Below are 23,845 nucleotides of genomic sequence, written 5' to 3'. Positions count from 1 at the left end.
GCTTGAGCGATCGCTAGTTATTTATAAACAGCAATCATATAGCACTAACAGGCTATAAATCATAAAAATACCCCTTTTCTCAGTCAGAGAATTTAGGGGTTTTCCCAATTATTTAAGTAAATACTCTAAGGAGTAATTATTAAATTATAACCAGGGTATCTTTTAGCACTTTTCCAGTTAGCTTTTGAAGAATTAAGTAAACACAACCAAAACCACAAGGTAGAGTTTATGCAAGAGAGCAACTTTAATCCATCCTCAAATAATTATTTAGAGAAAAATTCTACCTTGTTAGACTCTCTACAAAATGAGAGTTATTTAGCAGGTTCAAATCCGCGAGAAATTCTGTTCATTTCTCCTGATATTCCTGATTATCAGACGTTGGTAGATGCGACATATTCTAATATAGAAGTAGTTAAATTAGACTTGTCGCAGAATGGGGTATTCCAAATAAGTCAAGTTTTAGCACAACATCAAAATCTATCGGCAATTCATATTGTTACTCACGCTAGTGATAGTAACTTGCAGTTAGGTTCTACTGATTTGAACTCTCAGACATTAACTAATTACGAAAGTAATATAGCAGCATGGGGTAATTCCTTAAGTGAAGATGGGGATATCCTCTTTTATGGGTGTAACCTGACAGCTTCAGAAGAAGGTGTAAATTTAGTCAAGCATTTGGCTGAGATTACAAAAGCTGATATTGCTGCATCTAATGATTTGACAGGTAGTCAACAAGAAAGTGGAGACTGGAATTTTGAAACTAAAACTGGTGCAATTGAAGCTAATGTAGCTTTTTCTCACAATATACTTACTAGTTATGGCGCAGTATTTGCTTCACTATCAGGTAATATTAGTGGCACAAAAGAATTTGGTAGTATAGTTGCAGCAGGGCCAGTCAAAAATAGTGATGATGTTAGCGTTACAGGTAATGTCACCCTTACAGGCGATGTCACTATTGATGTAGTTGGTAATTTCACAATAGATGATGGTTTTAAAATTTCTGGAGACGGAGATACTATCCGCGATAACTTAACTATTAATTCCACAGATAAAGTTACCATTGGCGGTTTTATTGGTGGTGGTGGTTTTCAAAATTTAACCATTAATGCACCAAAAATCGAGATTTTAGGAACTGGGGTAGTTACTACTCGTTTAATTAATGAAACTGTAACAACACCTAATTGGTTAACAGATGCGTCTACTGGTAATTCTGGTACTATTAGCTTAAAATCTTCTGCCAACGCTAAAGATTTTCCTGGTATTTTCTTATTAAGTGGTATAGCGGGTTTAGTAAATGCCAGTCCTGAAATTAAAGTCAACGGTACATTATTATCCAATAGCACAGGTTCATATACCGCAGGTGATGTCACCATAACCGGGGAAGATATAGAACAAAGATTAGCTGGAGTAACTTTAATATTTGGCTTTTCTGACAAAAAAGTAGATATTAATTTAGATGGGGCAACCATCAAAGGTGCTAACGTCACAGTTACAGGCAATGCCCAAGATTATAACCCCTTCAGTGAAGAGTATCCAGGTTCAGAATTTGTACAGAAAATGTTCATTGAACCTGCTACCAATGCTGCGGCTTATGCCATTGGTAATCTTCTCATTCCTGCAACAGTAGAAGTCAGAGGTTCTAAAGCTGGAATTACAGTTAATAATGCGGATATTGATGCTACTGGAAAAGTAGAAATTACCAGCACAGCAACAGTTGATAGTAGTGCTAAAGCTATTAGTTTAGCCGGCACAGGTAAAGATACATTACTATCAAGATTTGCCGCAGCTTATGGACAAGCAAAAGGTGATGCTCAAACCTTAATTCAAGGCAATACTACCATTGATGCTGGGGGAAATGTAACTATTTCTTCTAATACATCTACAACAGCTAAGGTTTTGGCGCAGGTATATGGTAATTTAAATCAAACTGCTAACATTGCTCAAGGAGCAGATTTAACTGATGCTCAAACCAAAGCTAGTGGTAAAGAAAAAGGTTTTTCCGTCGCCGTAGCAAATACACGCACAATTTCCAAAGCAGTTGTTGACGAAGGAACGATAATTAATACTCCCGGTGGGAACGTTAGCATTAAAGCCGATGGTACAGTTAACAGCGAAGGTAAAGCACAAACCTCAATCTTCATAGATGGTAGTGCTGGTGTAGGTATTGGTGTTAACTTCGATGATACAGATATTGAAGCGACGGCTAACGGTAGAATTATAGCTAGTGGAACATCTGTTGGTAAAACAATTGATTTGTCAAAAGTCAACAGTGCTAATGACACCATTGAAATTCCCAATCATGGTTATAACACTGGAGATAAAGTTGTTTATGACAACGGTGGCGGTTTTAGTATTGGTGGGGTAGATGTTGGTAATGTCAAAGGTGGTTTAGTTAATGGAGAAACTTACAACGTATTAGTTGTAGATCAAAACCACATCAAGCTGACTAAGAGTAGTGATGCTATCGATATTGATAACTCCAACGTTAAAACAGGTGTTAAACACAGCTTCAGTCCCCTGAATGGATTCACATTTGATCCAGTTACAGCAATTAATTTTAATAGCGATCGCATTACGATTCCCAATCACGGTTTAACCACTGGGCAAAAATTGGTTTATGGTGGTGATGGTGGTGGAGAAGAACCAGACGAACTCGTAGCAGGTAATGAATATTATGCGATCGTTATTGATGCTAATACCATTCAATTAGCATATACCTTAGATGCAGCAGCCTTTGGGAACGCCATTGATTTTGCTGGTAGTGGTTCAGGAGCAAATCATCTCTTTAACTACTATGTACAAACACAGAAAAATCAACAAAATGATAGCAGAGACACAGTAACTTTCAATGCTGCTAACTCCATTAATACTAATACCGACTATATTAAACTTTTTGAAAGTGACGGTATAACAGAGAAAAAACATGGTTTTAGCACAGGACAGGCTGTTGTTTATAGTAGTGGTAGTGGTACAGCACTTAATCAATTAACTTCGGGAAATCAGTATTATGTAATTGTTGTTGATGATTACAATTTCCAACTAGCAACAACTCCAGAAGCCGCAGCTTTAGGACAAAAAATAGATTTTACCGGAACTGGTTCCGGAACTGCTCATACCTTTAATTATTATCAGCAAACCTCAACCACAAAATCCTTTAATCCGACTACAGACATTGATGTTGCCAACCCCAATAATACTATTACCATTGCAAATCATGGCTTAGTTAATGGTCAAATAGTTAAATACTCTAGCGGAACAGAAACAGCAATTGGTGGATTAACAAATAATAGAGGTTATTTCGCCATAGTTGTAGATAAAGACACCATAAAATTAGCAGAAAATTATCAACAAGCCACATCTAGCACTCCCACTGCAATTGATTTGACAACAGGTGCGACTGGAACTGCTCATTCCTTCACTTACGCCCAAGATGACGATAAAATCACAGTTACCAACCATAAATTCTATACAGGTCAAATAGTCAATTATTCAGAAGTTGCAGGTGGTAAAGAAATCGGTGGACTGAAAGATAGAGGTTACTTTGTCATTGTTGTCGATGCAAACACCATTAAATTAGCGAATACCTATCAAGATACAGAAGATGGAATTGCGATAAATTTGGATAAAAGCGCCACAGGATCGCTTCAGTCCTTTACCTACATGGAAAGTCCGATCCAATTCGATCCAAAAACTAGCACAATTAACAAAGATAAAAATACTTTCACCATTGCCAATCATGGTTTAACAGTAGGTCAATCATTACTATATGAAGTTGACCCTCATGTTACCACTACTCAGTTCTTACCTGTTAACATTTCTTTCGATCCCAGCACAGAAACAAACTTAAGTTTAGCTAATGCCATCAGCGTACCAGACACGCTGACTATCACAAATCATGGTTTAGCTAATAATGATGTTGTTACTTATCTCAGTGGCACTCAAACAATTGGGGGATTAACAAATAACACCCAATATAAAGTTCAAGTAATTGATGCTGACACTATTAAATTACTGAACAATTCAACATCTGCCGTTATAGATTTAACCTCTACTGGAAATGGCACATTAAACAAAGGATTAGTTGTTTCTACTAAGAATATAGCTAGTAGTGGAGTAAATGTCTTAGATACCATTACTATTGCTAATCATGGTTTGAGTAACGGAGATATTGTTACTTACACCAAAGGTAGTACGATTATTGGGAGTTTAACAGATAAAACCCAATATAAGGTTCAGGTAGTTGATGCTAATACCATTAAATTACTAGATGCTACTACCTCTGCAGTCAAAGATTTAACTGCCGTTGGTAATGGTTCATTAACTAAAGGAACAACAAAGCTAAATATAACAATTGACAATGTTGCTTTAGCGAAAATTAGCATTAGCGCTCATGGTTTTAAAACTGGAGATATTGTTACCTACACCAGTGGTAATACCAATATTGGAGGATTGACAAATGATAGCCAATATCTAGTTAAAGTTTTAGATGATAATACCATTCAGTTAATAGATCAATCCACCCGAAAATTTGTCAATATCACCTCAGCAGGAAACGGCACACTCAGCAAAAAAGAATTAACAGTTGCCTTAAATGATGCTGTTACTGTACCAGACACAATTACCATTGCTAATCATGGTTTCACAACCAATGATATTGTCACTTACTTACCCGGAACTGATCCTGTAATTGGTGGTTTAACTGCTAATCAAAAATATCAAGTCAGGGTAATAGATGCTAATACATTTGAATTAATCGATCGCGATCAATTTGAGGTTGTTGATTTGACATCAACGGGAGGCGGTACACTGCGTAAAGTCGCTGTAGATTTGAATGCTAATACCATTACCATTGAATCGCACAGCTTGGAAGATGGCGATGTTGTTACCTATCAAATTGGTTATTTAGGTGAAGCTAGTACGGTAATTGGTGGACTTACCGATAGCAAACAATATCAAGTCAAGGTAGTAGATGAAAATACCATCCAATTAATCGATCCTAATAGTCCCAGCACCATCGTTGATTTAACATCAAAAGGAACTGGTAGACTGCATAACTTGAGAACTTCAAGAAGTGTAATTGGTAGCGATACGGAAATTAGGGGATTAAGCAATGGAGAAACTTATAACGCCATTGTCATAGATGCGAATACGATTCAATTGGCAGAAGATTATGTAGCCGCACTAGATTCTTCACCAATTAATCTCGATACGACAGGTGCGACGGGTAATCAAAGCTTTAGGACTCCAGGTGCGACTAGTGGAATTGCGATCGCTTCTAATCTATCTGCTAAAGATAACGCAGTTTCCAAAGGATCTACCGGTTCAAGTCCCAAATGGAGAGATTTATTAGCTAATCCTGCTTTACTCTCTACAGCAGCTTCTACAGCTTTTGCCAATCCAGGAACAGGTAAAGACATCATTAAAGGTAAAGAAGTCACCACTAACAAAAATGATGCCAACGGTAAGGCTATTAAAGAAAATAGTCCTTATCAAGCAATGGATAGCAACAAAGGCTGGTCAGTTGGTTTCAGCGTTTCTGTCAACATCTTCGATCACAACGTTACTACTAATATCGGGACTAACGCCAACCTGAAATCTGATAAAGATATTGCCATCACTTCAACAATCAAGCAAAAGTTACAAGTCTTAGTAGAAGCCGCAACTAGTAAGGAAGAATACAAGAATACAGTCACAAAAGATGGAGTAGACAAAACTACCGAAGCCAATGCCTTAGCAATAGGAATCGGTGTAGGAGTCTACACTAATACAGTCAGAACTAATGTTTATGCCAATGGCATAGATGCCGGAATTGATGCTAAAGGTAAAATTATCATTACTTCTAAACTAGAGTATCCCTTCCTTTGGGATTACAAAAAAGACTTTAACTTCAAAGACAAACCCGTAGACGCTACAGGTAACCTAGCACTATTAGTCAAAGATGTTTTACTAGATGGCAGTTTAGGTTTCCCCAAACGCATCCTCAATAGCTTCGTCACGACGAAAAACAAAGGTGGCGTTGAGTTAGGAAAAGATGATGCAGGTAGAAGTAACGGTAAAACCCAGTTTATCAAAGGTGGATCTTGGGGTGTTGCGATCGCAGCTGATGTTGGCATTTATAAAAATACCTCAGAAGCGATCGTTGGTAGCGGCGCGAAGATAAACCAGACACAATCTTACTGGACAGATACCCAATCAGTGCTAGTAGATGCTATCACCAAAATGACTGTGCTGGATGCAGTGGGGATTATTCACCTCGACTTAGCACTAGATCCCCTTTTCCGAGTCAAGTATAAAAACGATATTACAGAAGCAGTCAACTTCTTTGGTAACGTTGCCAAGAGTGGAGTTGGTGCTTCTATTCTCTATCAAGATATTACCAACACCACCACAGCGACAATTCGTGATGCTGCCAGAATTCACACAGGATCGTTAGGTGATGGCTTAGAAGTTAAAGCCAAAGAAGATATTTTCTGGCTGGAATTTGCCCAGGGTGGCGGTGATGCTGAATCCTATGGCTTTACTGGTAGCGGTACAGGATTAACCCAAGTTAGTAACACCATTGCTCAAATAGGTACAGGAGTAACTATTACTGGTGGAGCCATTACCGTAAATGCCGAAAGTATAAATAATCGCTACAGTATCGTTGGTTCAATCCAACGCACCAATAGCTTCGGCGCAGGTATAGCTGTTGCTTACCATGACATTGAACGCAACACCAAAGCGATCGTTGGTAAAGACCAAGATAATAGCAGTCAAAACTTGGGTGCATCTGCAATTAATGTTACTAGCATAGATTTACAAGCTAAAAATACAGGAGATTTGTGGTTATTCTCCCTAGCAGGAGCAGTTGCTACCGAACCCGCACCAGGTGTAGCTAAAAACTCAGCACCAGGAGCAACCACAAGTCAATTCGGTGTCACAGTTTCCGGTAACATTGCTCTCAACTACATCCGTGATAATGCCCAAGCCTACATTAACGATAGTGGCAACTTTACCAGTAGTGGAGACATCAACATTAAAGCCATCAACGATACCTTCTCCGGAGCATTTTCTGGAGGGTTCGCCGTTGGCGGTAACAGTCAAAAATCGCCTAACATTGGGATATTTGGCTCTTATAGCCGCAACGAAGTCAGAAATACCACTAAAGCCTTTATTCTCAATCCCAATAGTGTAACGGGTGCTAACATCACTGTTTCTTCGGAAAATGATGTCTTAATTATTTCTGGTTCAGTGGGTTTAGCTGGTTCTAAGAGTTCAAGTACTACTGGTGGTACAGCCATTGATGTGGCGGGGGCAGTTTCTCAGAACGTTGTAGATAATACTACAGAGGCATTTTTACAAAATACCACTGTTGACGCTACAGGCAATCTCAAAGTTACCGCCGATGATAACTCTAATATCTATGCTATTGGTGGGGCTTTTGGCATAGCTATTTCCGATAGTATAGGAACCACAGTATTAACTCAACCACCTACTGGCAGTACTTCGGTGAGTGTGGGTGTGGCAGTGGCGACGAATGAAATAGATAATACTATTCGGGCTTACGTAGATGACGCTACTGTGAACAACAATACAACTACATCGGGTGATGTAATTGTTGAAGCCATATCTAATGCCAAGATATTTGCCTTAACTATTGGTGGCAGTGTTTCTAGTACTACATCAACAGTACCAACAGGTGGTGGTTTAAGTATTGCAGGTGCGGGGGCAGGTTCAGGAAACACAGTCAAAAATAAAGTTCATGCCTTTGTTGCTAATAACAGCGTTGTCAATACTAAGACCAATCCTAAATTAGTTAAAATCACTGCTACAGATACTTCCACTGTTGAAGCTGATGCAGGTGGATTTGGTTTAGCTTGGTCTAAAGCTTTAGCAAACAGTGCTACTTCTGTCTCTGTGGGGGCTTCCGCATCTGTCAATGATATCGAAAACAACATTAAGAGCTATGTAGATAACTCAAGAATTGTTGCGGCAGGAGCTATCACCATCTCAGCTAACTCTACCGCAGATATCAAAGCTTTGAGCATGGGTGGTGCAGTTTCCGTTGCTAGTAGTACCACCAACTTAAGCGGAACTTTTGCCGGGGCTGGGGCTGGATCTGGTAACAAGATTAAAAATACAGTTGAAGCCACGATTGCGAATTTGTCTAATGTCAGTGGCGTAGGCGATATTACTCTCGAAGCCAAGGATCAATCGAAAATCAAAGCCGATGCTGGTGGTGTTTCGATTGGGGTAAGTTTAGGCTCAACTAGTACTAGTGGTTCAATTACCGTTGGTGCTTCCATTTCCACCAATGATATTGAGAACGGAATTCAGGCTTATGTTGATAAATCGGCTGTTAATTCTTCTACAGGCAACGTAAGTATTACTGCTAAATCAGAAGAAGCTGCTGGCGGTAATAATATTGAAGCCTTATCAATTGCGGGAGCGATCGCAGCCAGTGATGGCACAACCTCAGTGAGTTTATCAGGTGCAGGGGCTAGTTCCTACAACAAAATCAAAAATACCATCCTAGCGAGCATTCGTAACGCTGCTGATGTGGATGCTAACGGTGATATTTTTGTCACAGCTACCGATACATCCAAGATTAAAGCCGATGGCGGTGGCGTAGCGATCGCCCTTACCCGCAGTTCTACCACAGGTGTCGCTGGCACAATTGGCGCATCTGTGGCAGTAAATGACATTGATAACACGATTCAAGCTTTCATCGAAGACGCAAATACTAAGGTTGATTCTGCTAATGGAGGCGTTACCGTATCTGCTACCACTACCTCCACTATTGATAACTTTGTCTTGGGAGGCTCGATAGCTGCATCTGTAAGTACTGGGGGTACAGGTGTTGCCCTAGCTGGATCTGGTGCTTCTGGGGATAACGAAATTAACAACACCATTGAAGCCGCAATTAGAGATAATGCCGTAGTTACAGCTAAAGAAAAAGTATCAATCTTAGCTAAAGATACCTCGAAAATCATTTCAGATGCTGGTGGTGGCTCTTTAGCTTTTACGGCTGGTGGTAGTAATTCAGTTGCGATCGCCATTGGTGTAGCAATAGCCAATAACACGATTAATAATCAAGTTTCTGCTTACATTGACAACGCCAAAGCTTCATCCACTAGCAATAACTTAGAAATTACGGCTGACTCCGATGCTACGATTACCGCCAAGAGCGTAGCTGTATCGATTGCGATCGCGGTTGGGCAGAGTGTCGGTGCTGGTTTCAGTGGTGGGGGAGCAGGAGCAACCAACGTTATTCTCAGCAATACCAACGCCTACATCAAAGACAGTACCATTAATAACGTCGGTGACTTGAAATTAACTACCACCTCCGACAACGCAATTGATGCTGATGTTGTAGCGATCGCTGGTAGTGGAGCTGGAGGTGCAAGTGGCGCAGGAGTAGCCGCCGCGATTGGTGGTTCTTTAGCGAGAAACTACATTGGTTATGAAGCCAATGGCAATAAGAAAGCTGATGCTGCTCAAGTTAGAGCATATATTCAAGATTCCAGTATCAACGCTAGAGGCGCATTAAGCCTAACAGCTACCGCCACAGATACCATTACCGCCGATGTGGGAGCGGGTGCATTAGCGATCGCTGCGAGTTCAGAACTGGCTGTGAGCCTTGTAGGTGCGGGTGCGGTCGCTGAAAACAAAGTTGCTGCTAAGGTGAAAGCATTTATTGACGGAGATGGCGCAACAGGTATTTTTGCGAATAGCATCGCCGTCAAAGCTGACGATACCACTATTAATACAGCCAGAGTCGGAGCAGCATCCGTCGGCTTATCCTTGTCCGGTACTTCCTCAGTGGCAGCATCCATTGGTCTAAGTATAGCTCGTAACAACATTAACAATGAAGTCCAGGCTTACATCCAAAATGCCAACAATAAAGTCGAAGCCAGAAATGGCTCGCTGACAGTAGAAGCCATTGAAAGATCCACGATTACTTCTAATGCTGTAGCTGTATCTGTCAGTTTAGCCATATCCCTCGACATATTCTCAGCATCATTGGCACTAAGTGGAGTCGGAGCAGAATCAACGAATATTGTCAACAACAGCGTCAAGGCTTACGTTGATGGCAGTACTATCGAAACCAAAGGCGGAAACGATAAAGATATCAAGCTTGATGCTCAAAGTACCTCTCAAATCTCTGCATTAGCAGGAGCAGTTGGCGTTGCTGGTTCAGGTGGATTATTCGCCGCAGCCGGTACTATTGGCGTTTCCCTAGCTAGAAACCTGATTGGCTATGACTCAATTACCGATGACTCAGGTTACGGCAACGAAGTTTTAGCATACATCAAAGATTCCACTGCTACTTCTACCGGGGATATCAAAGTTTATGCCACTAACACAGACACCATTGAAACAGTATCCTTTGCTGCTTCAGTAGCGATCGCCGTAGGCATTGGTTTAGCCGGATCTGGTGCGGGAGCAGAATCAACCAGTAAAATGGCTAGCAAAGTCCATGCTTACCTCGAAAATACGCAAGCCACTGCTGGAGTTGATTTAGAAGTTAAAGCTACATCCGATAGCCAAGTTACTAAAGCTCATACAGTTGGTGCAGCTATCTCTGCTGTCATTGGTACCGGAGGAGCGGTATCTGTTGCTGCATCTAACGTAGTCAACAAGATTGAAAATAACGTCCAAGCTTACGTTAAGAGTGACACCACGAAAACTATCCAAGCTACCACAGGCAACGTATTAATCTCCGCTGATGTTGCTCGCGCCCGTATTAGTAATGTTACCGCAGTCACCGCTTCAATTGCTGTAGACACTAGTTTAAGTGGCTTTGCCTTCAGTGGTGGTGGCGTTGGTTTATACAACACAATTAATAATAATGTTGATGCTCACATTACTGGCCCTGTGACTGTCAATGCCACCAAGGGAAATGTTAATGTTCTAGCTAGCGAAGACGCTTTCCTTTCGAGTGATGCTACTGTCATTACCGTTGCTGTATCCCTGATCAGTGCTGCTTTAGGCGTGGCGATAGTTGAAAACAAAATTAACAGCACAATTCAAGCTTGGGTTGATAATGATAATGCTACAGCTTGGCAACCAACAAACCCAGCTACACCACTGACAACGATCATCAACTCAGTTAACACCACAGTCCACGCAGATTCCATTGCCAACATTGATAAAACCTTAACTGCAGGTGTTTCTGCTGCAACTGTCGGTATAGCCGGAAACGAATCCGAAGCCAATATTCAAACAGCAGTCAAAGCTTTTGTTGAAGGTACAAAACTGGCATCAACTGGTGATGTAGAAATCAAGTCAACAGCTAACAACCGCGCCAGAAGTTCTGCAAATGGCGGTGCAGGAGGTGGATTAGCTGTGACAGCGATGGTTTCCCACGTCAACTTGGGTAAAGGAAATGATGTCAACGAATTAGAAGCAATCCTGGGAGACGGTACACAAGTAACAGCCAAAAACTTGAAAATTACCGCCACCAGCACCGATGACTTGTTAGCCGAAAGCGTCGCCGCCGGTGCAGGTTTAGTAGCAGCCGGAGGAGCAAAATCTACCCTCAACAGTGATTATGCCACCATTGGTCAAATTGGCGACAATACCAAAATTACAGTTCAAAATCTCTCCATTCTCTCCAAACATACCCAAGATGTTGATTCCGCCGCCGACAGTTTTAGCTTCGGTGCAGGAGTTGGTAACGGTGCAGGTGTAGATAATGAAATTACTTCTAAAGCCAATGTCGATATTGGTACTAACAGTAGCGTCACTGCTGATACCGTCATCATCAACGCCATCAACCGACTGAACAAAGATAAATTTGTTAATGCTCAAAATCAACAACTCGGCCCCATCGGACTAGTCAATTCAGCCAACCTGAAATCAGGCTCGGCTGGTGGAGGAGTGCTGACAGTTCTGGAAAGTGGCACAGATATCGGTACATCCACTAATCCCTTTGAGGCTTTAGTCAATATTGGCAACAGCACTAATATTACCGTTAATGGTACAAATGCTAATCCAGGTACTCTGCGAATTGAAACCCTGAATGAAGTTACCGCCTATGATTTAGTCATAGTGGAAAGTGCTGGTTTATATGTAATGGGTGTGGGTTTATCGAGAATAGATGCCAATACTAAAGCTGGGGTGAATTTAGATGGAGCGACTTTAGAAAATAAAACCGGGGATGTTTACCTTACTTCTCGTACTGATTCCAGCCTGAATCCTAGTGCAAATCTGTTGATCTTAGCAGGAGGAACACCTGTTTCCGCAGCCGTTAATGCTGGAGATGCCAAAACCACTACTAATGCAAGCAATCAAATCAAAGTTGATGATTCAATAATTAAAGCTAGTGATATTCGTCTTTATGCGGGACGCGATAGCTTTGCAATTTCCAACCTCATAGACAGTTTCGCTAATGCCGAAATTACCACCGCAAGTCTTGGCTTTGGTATTAGTATTCCGGTCTTAAATGCAACCATTAACGAAACTAACAAGGTAGATATTACAGGCACAACTCAGCTTCTCGCCTTGGAAGATGTTAACCTAGTTGCGAAAAAAGGTGTTGGTGCAGGTTCTGGTCAAAGAGCCAGAACCGATGGATTAGTGGTGAATTTAGCGATTCCTCCCTACGGTTTCCCACTTACTCCTGATGCTTCCAGACCGACTATTAAGGCAACTGATAATAGCATCAGTCAAGTTAACATTGATACGACTACTAGCATTGAAGCCGGGATTAATAACAAGGCATTAGTTCACATTAAACCCCTAGACTTGAGAAATAGCAGTGGTACTTTAGTAGAACAATTACCTGATTCTAAACTAGGAACACTACTAACTGAAGCTGAGAAAATCGCTCTAGGATTACCAGCAGATGCAGCTTATGAGTACAGCCGTTTAGATTTGGATAAAATTGTCTTTAGCATTTCCACAGGTACGGTTGTACAAGCGATCGCCAATGCCAATAAAGGTGGCACCGTCGGTCATTACTATCAATATAAACTCCCAACGACTGGGGCAGCCGATGACATTGTTCTCCAAGATGAAGACTTTTCTAATACTGCCAGATGGACGAGTTTGGGGGCAACTCTCACCGCAGAGCAGCAAGCAGAACTAGCCATTTATCGCAGTGATGTCACGATTACCTTAAAAGATCAACTCAAAGATAAATTCTACGCGATTAAACCCAAAGACCTAGATAAAATTAGCTTGTCCTATGCCAATGCTGGCAACCTGTTATTAGAGCAAAGAGAGAAAATCCTGGCTTGGATAGACAATCATGCAGGTAATGGGGAAGCGATCGCTCGTTATCAAGTACAGTTGGCAGAAGTAGAAGCCACACTCCAAGAATTAGGTCTGTTCGAGACAATTCAGGTGAATGGGCAAAATGTCAAGGCTGTCAAGAAAGAATTAGATATTATCTCTGTTAACCTGCCAAATATTTACGCTGCTCCCGGTGGTATCTTTATCGAAGCCGACAGCATGACAGCTAGCAATTTCACTAGCTTAGTCGGTAGCGCACTCAAAGCCAAAGCAGGCGCAGAAATTGACATCCTCAACCAGTCTCCCTTTGCCATCAACGTTAATGACACAATTATCCGCGATAACAAACGAGTCACCGTAGTCGATGGTAAGTACACCGTTCTGCAACCAGGAAATGTTTACGTTAACAACGTACTTGCGGGTGGTGCAAGCGTTAGTGTTACACCCAATGTTACAGAGGTGAAATATGGTGATACAGTCTACCGCTATAAGGGAACTGAAACCACACAATTAGCTCTCTCAGAAATTAGTTACGACACAGATAATAATTGGGAAGCTACCACCATAAATGCCAGTACCTTTGTCGTGGGGACAAATAAATATATCGTAGAACGCAAAATTATCAGCATTATTCAAGATTCCTTTGCTGATAGTGCTTACGATACAGGCACAATCGTTTTACCATCCATCGATCAAGATATGTACATCATCGGCGATGTAGTCAATGAAGCTGGTGATTTGTACATTAATAACAAAGAAGGCAGTATTAACGTTTCTGGGGAAATTAGAGCCGAAAACGTCACCATTCAGGCAGCTAGAGACTTTAACCTCAACAGCGAAGACTGGTTCCACACCAATCAAGATCCCCGCCAGTACATTGATTATGATGGTGCGAGAAGCGCAGTATTTAACACTGCTGGCAATCTAGACTCCGAAAATTACAGCAATACAACCAATGTTGGCGGACAAAACCTGAATGCAGCCATCAACCGCAACGAATCATCAATTTTAGCTCAAGGCGCAATTTCCGTTACCGCACGCTATCTCAACGTTAACGGCTTAATTCAAAGTGGTGTCAGCACCGTGTCACTGAATATCGCTGCTAACTTTAACCCTGGTACAAACACCCAAAGCTTTGTTGATGATGATGGCAATGTGCTAGCAGGTATTAGCTTCGGAACAGAGAATGTACCTGTCAATGGTTACTTTGATGCCGCAGAAAACGCGATCGTGGTTGAAGATATTGTTCCCCAAGGTGGCAAAATTACTTTAGCAGGACAAATTTTCAGCACAGGTAACGGTAAACTGAAAGTTGCTAATGGTTATGCCAATGTAGACATTAATAACCAAAGTAATTACAAACTCATTGTCAATCGCATAGATAACTCTACCAATAGAGAAGGAACAATTACGATCGTTGACACCTACAATAAAACTAACCCGAAAAAAGTAGAGTACAAAGTCAATGGTAATAACATTCAAGAAACAACCTACACAGGAACATTAGTTCCTGCCGCTAACGGTAATATTTCCACCATTAACTATACCCCTGTAGGTTCGACAATTTCCCATACCTTTAGCGATGATATTAAGTATAAACCCACACCAGGGTTACAATACACCTGGACAGAAGGACAAGAGAAAACCAGAGTTGTCATCAACAAATACGAGCAAAATAGCTTTAACCTCCTTGGTTTTGATTGGGATGACCTATCGGCTGATGGCATCCCACCAGATACAACAGAAACCACTTTCCGTGACGATCAACCCTTACTTGAGTCAGAATCTCTAACCAGCAACAACCTGGTCAACTTAATTAAAGATACCTCCCAAGTGAGGAATATTGCTAATAACAAGATATACCGCTACATAGGCGATAATGCCAGCAACGTATTACTGTCTACCCAAAACTTTGCTGATACTACTAAATGGCAAGATACTAACACTACTAGCACCGCCAGCATTACAGATCCAGCAAACAACAAGTTTGACTCAGACATCCTTTACACTATCAGTTACGAACAAAAAACTGATAACACCGTAGACTTAATTAAAGACATCTCACTAGTCAGAGATATTGCCACTAACAAGATATATCGCTACAAAGGTGATAATGCAGATATACCTTTGTACACAGATTTTGCAGATATCACTAAATGGGAAGATACTAAGACTACTAGCACCACCAGTATTACAAATCAAGCCAACAATAAATTTGACAGCAATTTTGTCGATACTGTCAACTTAGTTAAAGACACCACACAGATTAGAGATATTGCTAGTAACAAGATATATCGCTACAAAGGTGATAATGCCAGCGTCATCTTGTATCAAAACTTTGCAGACACAACTAAATGGCAAGATACTGGCACTACTAGCACCACCAGCATTACCGACCGAGCAGAAGATAAATTTGATAGCAATTTTATCAACTACACTAGAGTAGTTGAAAATTGGACAACCGGCGGTGGTTGGTTAAGGAAGAAAACCTATCACACCAAAACCACAACTACTACCGGACTCAAAGACTTTTATACCCATAAGCTCAAAGCTGATAACCCAATTGATATTGACTTCATTCAAGGAACAAATACACCGAATATATCCATTGAGTCTGAAGGTGATATTTATTTACAGGGTAATATTGAATCACCTGATAATGGCACAGTTGAGCTAGAATCCGACAACGGTTCAATTACTAGTGCCAACAATAATGCAATTTTCGGTGCTGTAACTAATATCACAGTTGGCGGTGATTTCAAAGCACAGATTCAAGGCGGAACTCAAACACCAATTAATATTACCGCCGATGGAAATATTGAATTAACAGTGGTTTCTGAAGATAACAATAGTAATAGTTTGGTTGTTGGTAACATTACTTCCACTAACGGTAATGTCACTATTAACGCCGCTGACGGAATTACAGCTAAAGATAACACTTCTCTAATTAAGGGGAATAAAGTTGAGCTAATTGCTGAAGATGGTGCTATTGGTAGTACATCGCAAACAATTCGAGTTGATAGTAATGCTAATTCCGGCGGTTTAGCTGCGAAAGCCGATGATAACATTTACATCACCGAAACAACTGGCGACTTAAAGTTGGTAGAAGCTACATCTTGGGATGGAGACGCAGCCATTGAATCAGAAAATGGTGATGTGCGGCTAGAAACAGTGAATGGTTCAATTCTGGATGGAATTTATGAACTATTCTCCACCACTACAGTAGCCAGCAGTCCTAATTACCAATATTTAATGTCCCCAGGTTTACGCCAGTTCTTGTATCCTGATACGAACTTCTTAGGATTTACACAAAACACCTCCACACCAGAAACAGCAAATATCATTGCTGATAAAGTAACACTGGTAGCTGGTGGTAATAATGGTCAATTGGGACAAATTTCTAGTGCTGTAACCATCGATTTAACTCAAGGTTATGCACAGTTGACAGATAGCCAGAAACAATTACTTTCCATCGCTACTGCTGAAGATGTAGCTGGCGTTACCTACCAAATTTATGAATACATTGGTAGCAACGTCACAGGTGTAGATGTATCTCAAGGCAACTTCAGCAACAATAATTTATGGAAGAAACTGACACCTGACTTTATTACCCAAAGTACACGCACTTCTCCCCAATCTGTTCAAATTAGTAACGGCAAAACTGTTTTAGTACAGTATGCCGATCAAGACTACGGACTCTATAAATATATTGGTTCTACAGCAACTCTTGATTTAGCTAATCAAAGCTATGAAACACCTAGTTTGTGGCAAAAGGTAACTACAAGCCACGCTACTAACGATAACGGCACAGCTTTACAAGTAATTCCTAACACCACAGTTGTTAGAGATAGGAATTTTATTTACCGCTATGTAGGTGCAACTACTACAGGTGTTAATCTCTTGGGAATAGATTACGCCAACGATAGTAATTGGCAAGATATTACCTTCAGCCAAAACGCCAATGAAAATCGTTTTGATAGCAGCTATGAAACGGTTGTTGAGGTAATTTCTAACGTCACCTTGGTTCGAGATGCTAATACTATTTACCGCTATGTCGGCTCTAGTACAGTCAATCTGAAACCATCAGCGGTGAACTATGCTAATAATCCTGATTGGCAAGTTGACAATACTTTTGAATTAATCGAAAACTTTGTTCAAAATACCAGCCAAAATCGCTTTGAAAGTAACTTCCGCAACCAGAATAAGACCTTGCTTACTAGTCAATTGGTAGAAGATAGATTTAACGTCACTCATTTAACAGTCCAACTCCGAGATGATGTCAACTTACAAGCTACTGATGCAGTTACCATTGATGCTGGTAAGGGTGTTGCTGTGGAAGCTACTGGGACATTGCAAATCAATCATGTTAAATCTGGTGGCGATGTCAGTTTACAAGTAGCTGGAGCAATTACTGACCTGAATACAGATTCCACTGCGGCAATTACTAGCTTTGGTGACTTGGTTCTCAAATCTGAAGGAGCAATTAATAGCACAACAACCAACCCCTTACGCATCCAAGTTGCCTCATCTGGTAGATTGAGTGCCGAAGCTGTGGGTGATATTAACATCCAACAGGTAGCTACAGATGCCGCCATTAATAATCAATCTCAAACAATTTCTGACCTGTATGTATCGAGAGTGACTGCTGGTGGTAGTGTTTCTATTCAGGTAGCAGAAGGGGATATGACTGTTGGTAAGGTGTCTGCGGGTAATTCTGTAGACCTGAGAGCGCAGAGTGATATTTTCGATGCCTTTAATGATACCAATGCCACGGTAGTTAATATCTTCACTGGTAATGTAACTGCACCAGCAACGGGTAATGTTTACCTGCAAGCAGGCGGAGATATTGGTACTAACAGCAACTTCCTTGATGTAGAAATTAAAGCTGGTAACTTTAGCGCATCCGTTGGTAACGATGTCTTCTTACATAGTGTTGCTTCTCTAAATGTTGCCGATATTGTCTCTACTGCTGGTGATGTCAACTTAGATGTTGATGGGGATACCAAGATTGACCCAATTACAGCCACAAGGGGCACAGTCACAATTAATGCCGACGGATCAATTATTGATGTCTTGAATGATGACAATAGCGAAATTATTGCTGTCAATATTAACTTAAATGCTGGTGGTGCAATTGGTAGTGCTGCCAACGCCTTTGATATTGATTCATCGAATGCTACACCGGGAACTGTTACAGCTACAGCCAACGGTGGAGTTTACTTAATTGAAACCAACGGCGATCTGCGAGTTAACTCGATCAAGTCCCAAACCGCAGATGTCACACTCTTAGCTAAGAATGGCTCAATTCTGGATGCTAACGGCGACGCAGTTAACATTGAGGGTGTCAACATCAACCTCACTGCTACAGCTGACAGCATTCTCGCTGCTACAGCTGGCAGCATTGGCGAAGTTACCAACGATTTAGAAATCGATTCCGCAAAACCAACGGCTGGTAAACTCAAAGCTACAGCCACCAACAACATCTACATTACGGAAATTGTTGGCGGACTGAATATTAACAGTGTAGATGCTGCCCAAGGTGATGTTCGTTTAACTGTTAAGGACACCGCCGCCACAGGTGAAGACTTACTCCTCGATGGTACTGCCCAAGTTACCGCCGCCAATGGTTCTGTCACTCTACAGGTTGGCGATAACATCACGGCTAATGCCGATAGCCTGATTTCTGCCCAGCAAAATATTACTATCCTTGGTGATTACGGCAATGCTGACACCGTGGGAACTACTGTTAGCTTGAATGGTCAAATTATCGCTGCCAACGTCTTAATTCAAGGTGAAGCTAATGCAGATTCAATTACTCTGCGTCTCCAAGAATTAGTCGGTAATACCTCGGTACTTGGCGGTAACAGCAACGACACAATCATTGTAGATCGCCTGCCATCCCTAGATAAAACCCGCCGTGGTCAGAGCAGCCGAAACAACCTTACCCTGGATGGTCAAGCAGGCAGCGATAATTACACAGTCAACATTACAGGTAGTAATACCGACTACATTATTAATGTCTTCGACACTGGCGCTGATACGCTTGAGGATAAATTGACTGTCTTCGGAACAAGCGTTGCAGATAATTTCCTCCTGCGGGCGGCGGAAGATAGAGTAAATGGTGTTGCCTTTGTCGCCGCACTCCACGGAGATCCAGTTGTTGATGTGGAACGAATCAATTACACCCTGAAACTAGAAAAACTCAACGTTAACACCCAGGATGGCGATGATACCGTCACCTTGGATGATAACTGGGCAGAAACAACGATCAGTGGTGGTAGCGGTAACGACAACTTCCAAGTCGGGCAAATCTTCAAGTCGCAACGAGATGCTGCTGCCGGAGTCGCTGCCAAAGATTTATTTGAGACAGTTCAAACAACTCGCGGCTACTTAAGTAACGGTGTCAGCTTTACTACTACCCTGGATGGTGACGCAGGCAATGATACATTTACTGTCTACCGCAACAAAGCAGTACTAAATCTCAATGGCGGCGATAATGATGACCTGTTTGTGATTCGCGCCTTTGCGGAAGAAGGTTCTAGCGATAATAATGTAACGGCTGGCCAGGGAGTAGATAACATTCAATACATTGTCAATGCCCCAGTTAACATCAACGGTGGTGATGGCAATGATACTCTGAAGGTTATCGGTACAGAATTTGCTGACAAATTTGTGGTGACAGCTAACGCTATCTCAGGGGCTGGAAGGACGGTTAACTACAGCAATATTGAGACGGTAATTATCGACGGTGCCGAAGGTGACGACGAATTCTATGTTCAATCTACCAATACAGGAGTTGTCACCAAGCTATTTGGCGGACTGGGTAGCGATCGCTTCAGCTTGGGTGGCGATGCGCCGACAGTCGCGGCGGGAACTAACTCACTACCAGCGCAAGAAGGTTCTCACAAAGTTGATGGTATCCAAGGTCAACTAATTATTGATGGCTACGGTGGCGAAGGGTCAACTTCTTTGGCTGAACCTGTACTGCTTCCCAATGAAACGAATTTACTCGCTTCTACAGGAAAGGTAATTGCTTACTCAGCCGCTAATAACACCATGACTGTGGCGACAGCAGATGTACTCAGCCTCCTTAATGACTTAATTGGCAAAACTTTAGAAATCAGCCGAGGTAATGGATTGCGCCGATTCTGGCGGATTATTGGTGTAACTCAAAACAACGAGCAAACTGTACTAACGCTGCAAAACCCCTCACTACCTGACCCAAGTTGGGGAACACCCGATGCTAACAGTGAATATGCTATCAACAATCTGTCACCTAATTTCTTCGTCAATGAAGATGAAACCCTGGATGTAGTGACTGCATTCAATGATGGCAGCACTGCCAATACTTCCGCCAACTTGACAGCAAATACCCTCACCGGGTTGGGAATGGGTGCAACTGGAGTTACTTACAACAACTTTGAGGTTGTAGAAGTACTGCTGGGTACAGGTAATGACCAATTCACAGTTGAGAAAACAGCAGACGGTGCAATGACAGCCATTCACGGTGGCGGTGGTGATGACACAATTACTGTGAGCGATCGCGGTGGACTCGATTCCAGAGGCAAGGATGCACCACTGGCAATCTTTGGCGATACCACTCAAGATGGTAGTCGTTACACCGACACAGCAAACCAAGTCAACCCAGGATTTGCACGCAGTTTCAGCAATCCAGGTAACGATATTATCAACGCCTCAGCTTCCCAAAAGAATGTCAGCATCTACGGTGGTGCAGGTAATGACAGCATTACAGGTAGTCAAGCAGGTGACCAAATTGCTGGTGGTTCCGGCAATGACAACATTAATGGACAAGGCGGCGCTGACCAAATCTACGGTGATGCTGGCTTCAACCTTGACACCGCTACCAGGGAATTAACAGTGCCAAACGTCAATACCAGCGTTAACACCTCCCGCGATGCCCTCACAGTCGGCAATGACACTATCGATGGCGGTAGCGGCGACAACATTATTTTGAGTGATTACGGTATTATTACTCAAACAACAGGAACATCGAGAATCCTGAATACTGGCAATGTCATTCAGGTAGAAACTGCTAATCCCGCCAGTGGTGGTAATGACACAATAACTACAGGCAGTGGTCAAGATATCATCCTGGTTGGTAATGGTAATGACACCGTAGATGCTGGTGATGGTAATAACATCGTCATCGGTGACAGTGGGAAAATAACAATTCCTGCTGGGAATGTCAATCGCATCGAAACTACTGATAGCAATCTCGGTGGCAATGACACAATTACCACAGGCAGTGGTGAAGATATTGTTCTCGGCGGTTTTGCTAGCGACAACATTACCACAGGCACAGCTAATGATATTGTCCTCGGTGACAACGGCTACATCAGCTACGTTGAAACCGATAACAACCCAGCCGATATAGACCGCATTAAGACAACCAATATCAAAGATGGTGGCAACGATACCATTAACGCTGGTGCTGGCAATGACTTTGTCTTCGGTGGTGTTGGAAATGACCAAATTAATGCAGGCGATGACAATGACCTGATATTTGGTGATAACGGTGTGGTTGAAGGTGATGTTAACGCCAATCTCCTACCACTCTCCACACTGACTAAACCATTCACCTTTACTTCCATCGACACGGCGAACACAGATGCTAATAATAACCAGCTTAGTGGTAACGATACTATTTCTGCTGGGGCTGGTAATGATATCGCCATCGGCGGACAGGGTAATGACGCTATTTACGGTGAAGCAGGTGATGATGACATCATTGGCGGACACAATGTAGCTGGCGGAAATGATGGTAATGACACCCTAGATGGCGGCACAGGTAACGATGCGATCGCAGGTGACAACGCCTCAATTCTCCGCCGTGGTGATGCCCTCAGTCCGCGTATCCGTCAACTCAACGGTCAAGTCATCTATGATGCTAATGGTACAGCCCAAGTCAACGGCAGTTCACAAATCAACCCCACAGGTGTTGAAGAACGGACAATTACACTGTTTGATCACTCCGACACCCCAGCCGCCAACACCTTTGGTAATGACAATATTGCAGGTGGCGCACAACATGATGTAATTTTTGGTCAACTGGGCGACGATACCATTCAAGGTGACGGTGCTGTTTCGCTGAACACAACTACCGCCTCTGTAGAAGATTTCGCTGGTGTTGGTACTGATGGCGACGACTACATCGAAGGTAATGGAGGTAAAGATTTAATCTTCGGTAACCTGGGTCAAGATGATATTGTCGGCGGTAGTTCTAACCTGTTTAGCTTGATTGCGCCAACCCAGCGACCTGATGACGCTGATACCATCTTTGGTGGTGCTGGTACTGATATTGCCCGCAATGATTTGGGCGATCAATCAGCCAACGGTCATGCCCGCGATGCAGATTACATCCTTGGTGATAACGGTAATATCGTGCGTTTAGTTGGCAATAACGGTCAATTCCTCACCTTCAGCTATGACTTCTATGGTTCCCTGAAGCTGATTCCCCGGGCGATACAATTACTGGATTACACTCAAGGAGGTGCAACTAGCGATCGCGGTACGGCTGATGTACTGCACGGTGAATCGGGTGATGATGTAATTCACGGTATGACGGGCAATGATGTCATCTTTGGTGAAGGTCAAGATGATGATATCTACGGTGGTACAGGAAGCGATCGCATTTACGGCGGTGCTGGAGAAGACGGTATCCTCGGTGATGATGGCAAAATCTTTACCAGCCGCAATGGACTAACCGAAACTCTCTATGGTGTTAATACCATCAACGCCCAAACCAACATCAGCATTTCTGGACAATTCACAGGTGCTTGGGTTTACATTACTGGTCGCTTAAATAAAACAGTTGATTTAGCGGCTGAGACTTTAGGTGGCAATGACACAATCTACGGTGGACTGGGTGATGATTTCCTCCACGGTGGTGCAGGGGAAGATGGTATTTCTGGTGCAGAAGCACAAGCTGCTTTCTACAACAGCAATCCTGTCACCAATACCAATACACTAGGCTACGATCCAGTAACCCGGAAACTGGCTGCTTATGATGCCAACAATCCAGTGGCGAAAATTGCTAATTTCTTCCTCAACTTTGATGCTGTTGATGCGGCAGGTAACAAAATTAACGACGGTAAAGACAACATCTTTGGCGATTGGGGCAATGATTGGTTAGTTAGTGGCACTCAAAATGACCGTCTCTTCGGTGGTTTGGGTGATGATGTCATCAACGCCGATGACAATCTTGATACTGCTGGTGGTTTAAACAATCAACCTGATGCGCCAGCATTTGCTGACCGCGACTTTGCTTTTGGTGGTGGCGGATTAGATGTACTGATTGCTAACACAGGCGGCGATCGCTTGTTTGATTGGAATGGTGAATACAATAGCTACTGGGTACCATTTAAAAACTTTGGTAATCCTACCGTTGTGCGATCGCCGTCTCCCGCTATCCAGCAATTCCTGATTGCTTTGGGTAAATCAAGCGGTGCTGACCAAACTTTAACTGAACCAAATGGTGAACTTGGTTTAACTACCTCAGGCGAAAATGGTTCCCCACGCGATCCTCAAAATATTAAGTTCAATGCACAACAGGACACCCAAGGTGCACCAGAAGACGATCGCGCTACAGGTCTTCCCTTAACCTAAG

At 42.4% G+C, this 23,845-nt stretch carries 1 protein-coding gene; it reads left to right on the top strand.

Annotated features, from left to right (window positions below; genetic code table 11):
* The first annotated feature begins 228 nt into the window (after positions 1-228).
* Positions 229-23,844 carry a DUF4347 domain-containing protein gene (locus H6G41_RS25825; RefSeq protein ID WP_190749985.1) on the top strand — a complete coding sequence of 7,872 codons (23,616 nt, stop codon included), beginning with the start codon at positions 229-231 and terminating at the stop codon, positions 23,842-23,844.
* The last annotated feature ends 1 nt before the right edge of the window (position 23,845 follow it).

Origin of the sequence: Tolypothrix sp. FACHB-123 (genome assembly GCF_014697075.1) — a bacterium.
In the GTDB taxonomy this organism is placed as follows: domain Bacteria; phylum Cyanobacteriota; class Cyanobacteriia; order Cyanobacteriales; family Nostocaceae; genus Aulosira.
The sequence above is the reverse complement of the archived record's forward strand: the minus strand, read 5'-3'. Positions and strand labels throughout refer to the sequence as shown.

Excerpts from the sequence above, each read along its gene's own strand:
- H6G41_RS25825 (WP_190749985.1), top strand. The coding sequence starts at position 229 with ATGCAAGAGAGCAACTTTAATCCATCCTCAAATAATTATTTAGAGAAA.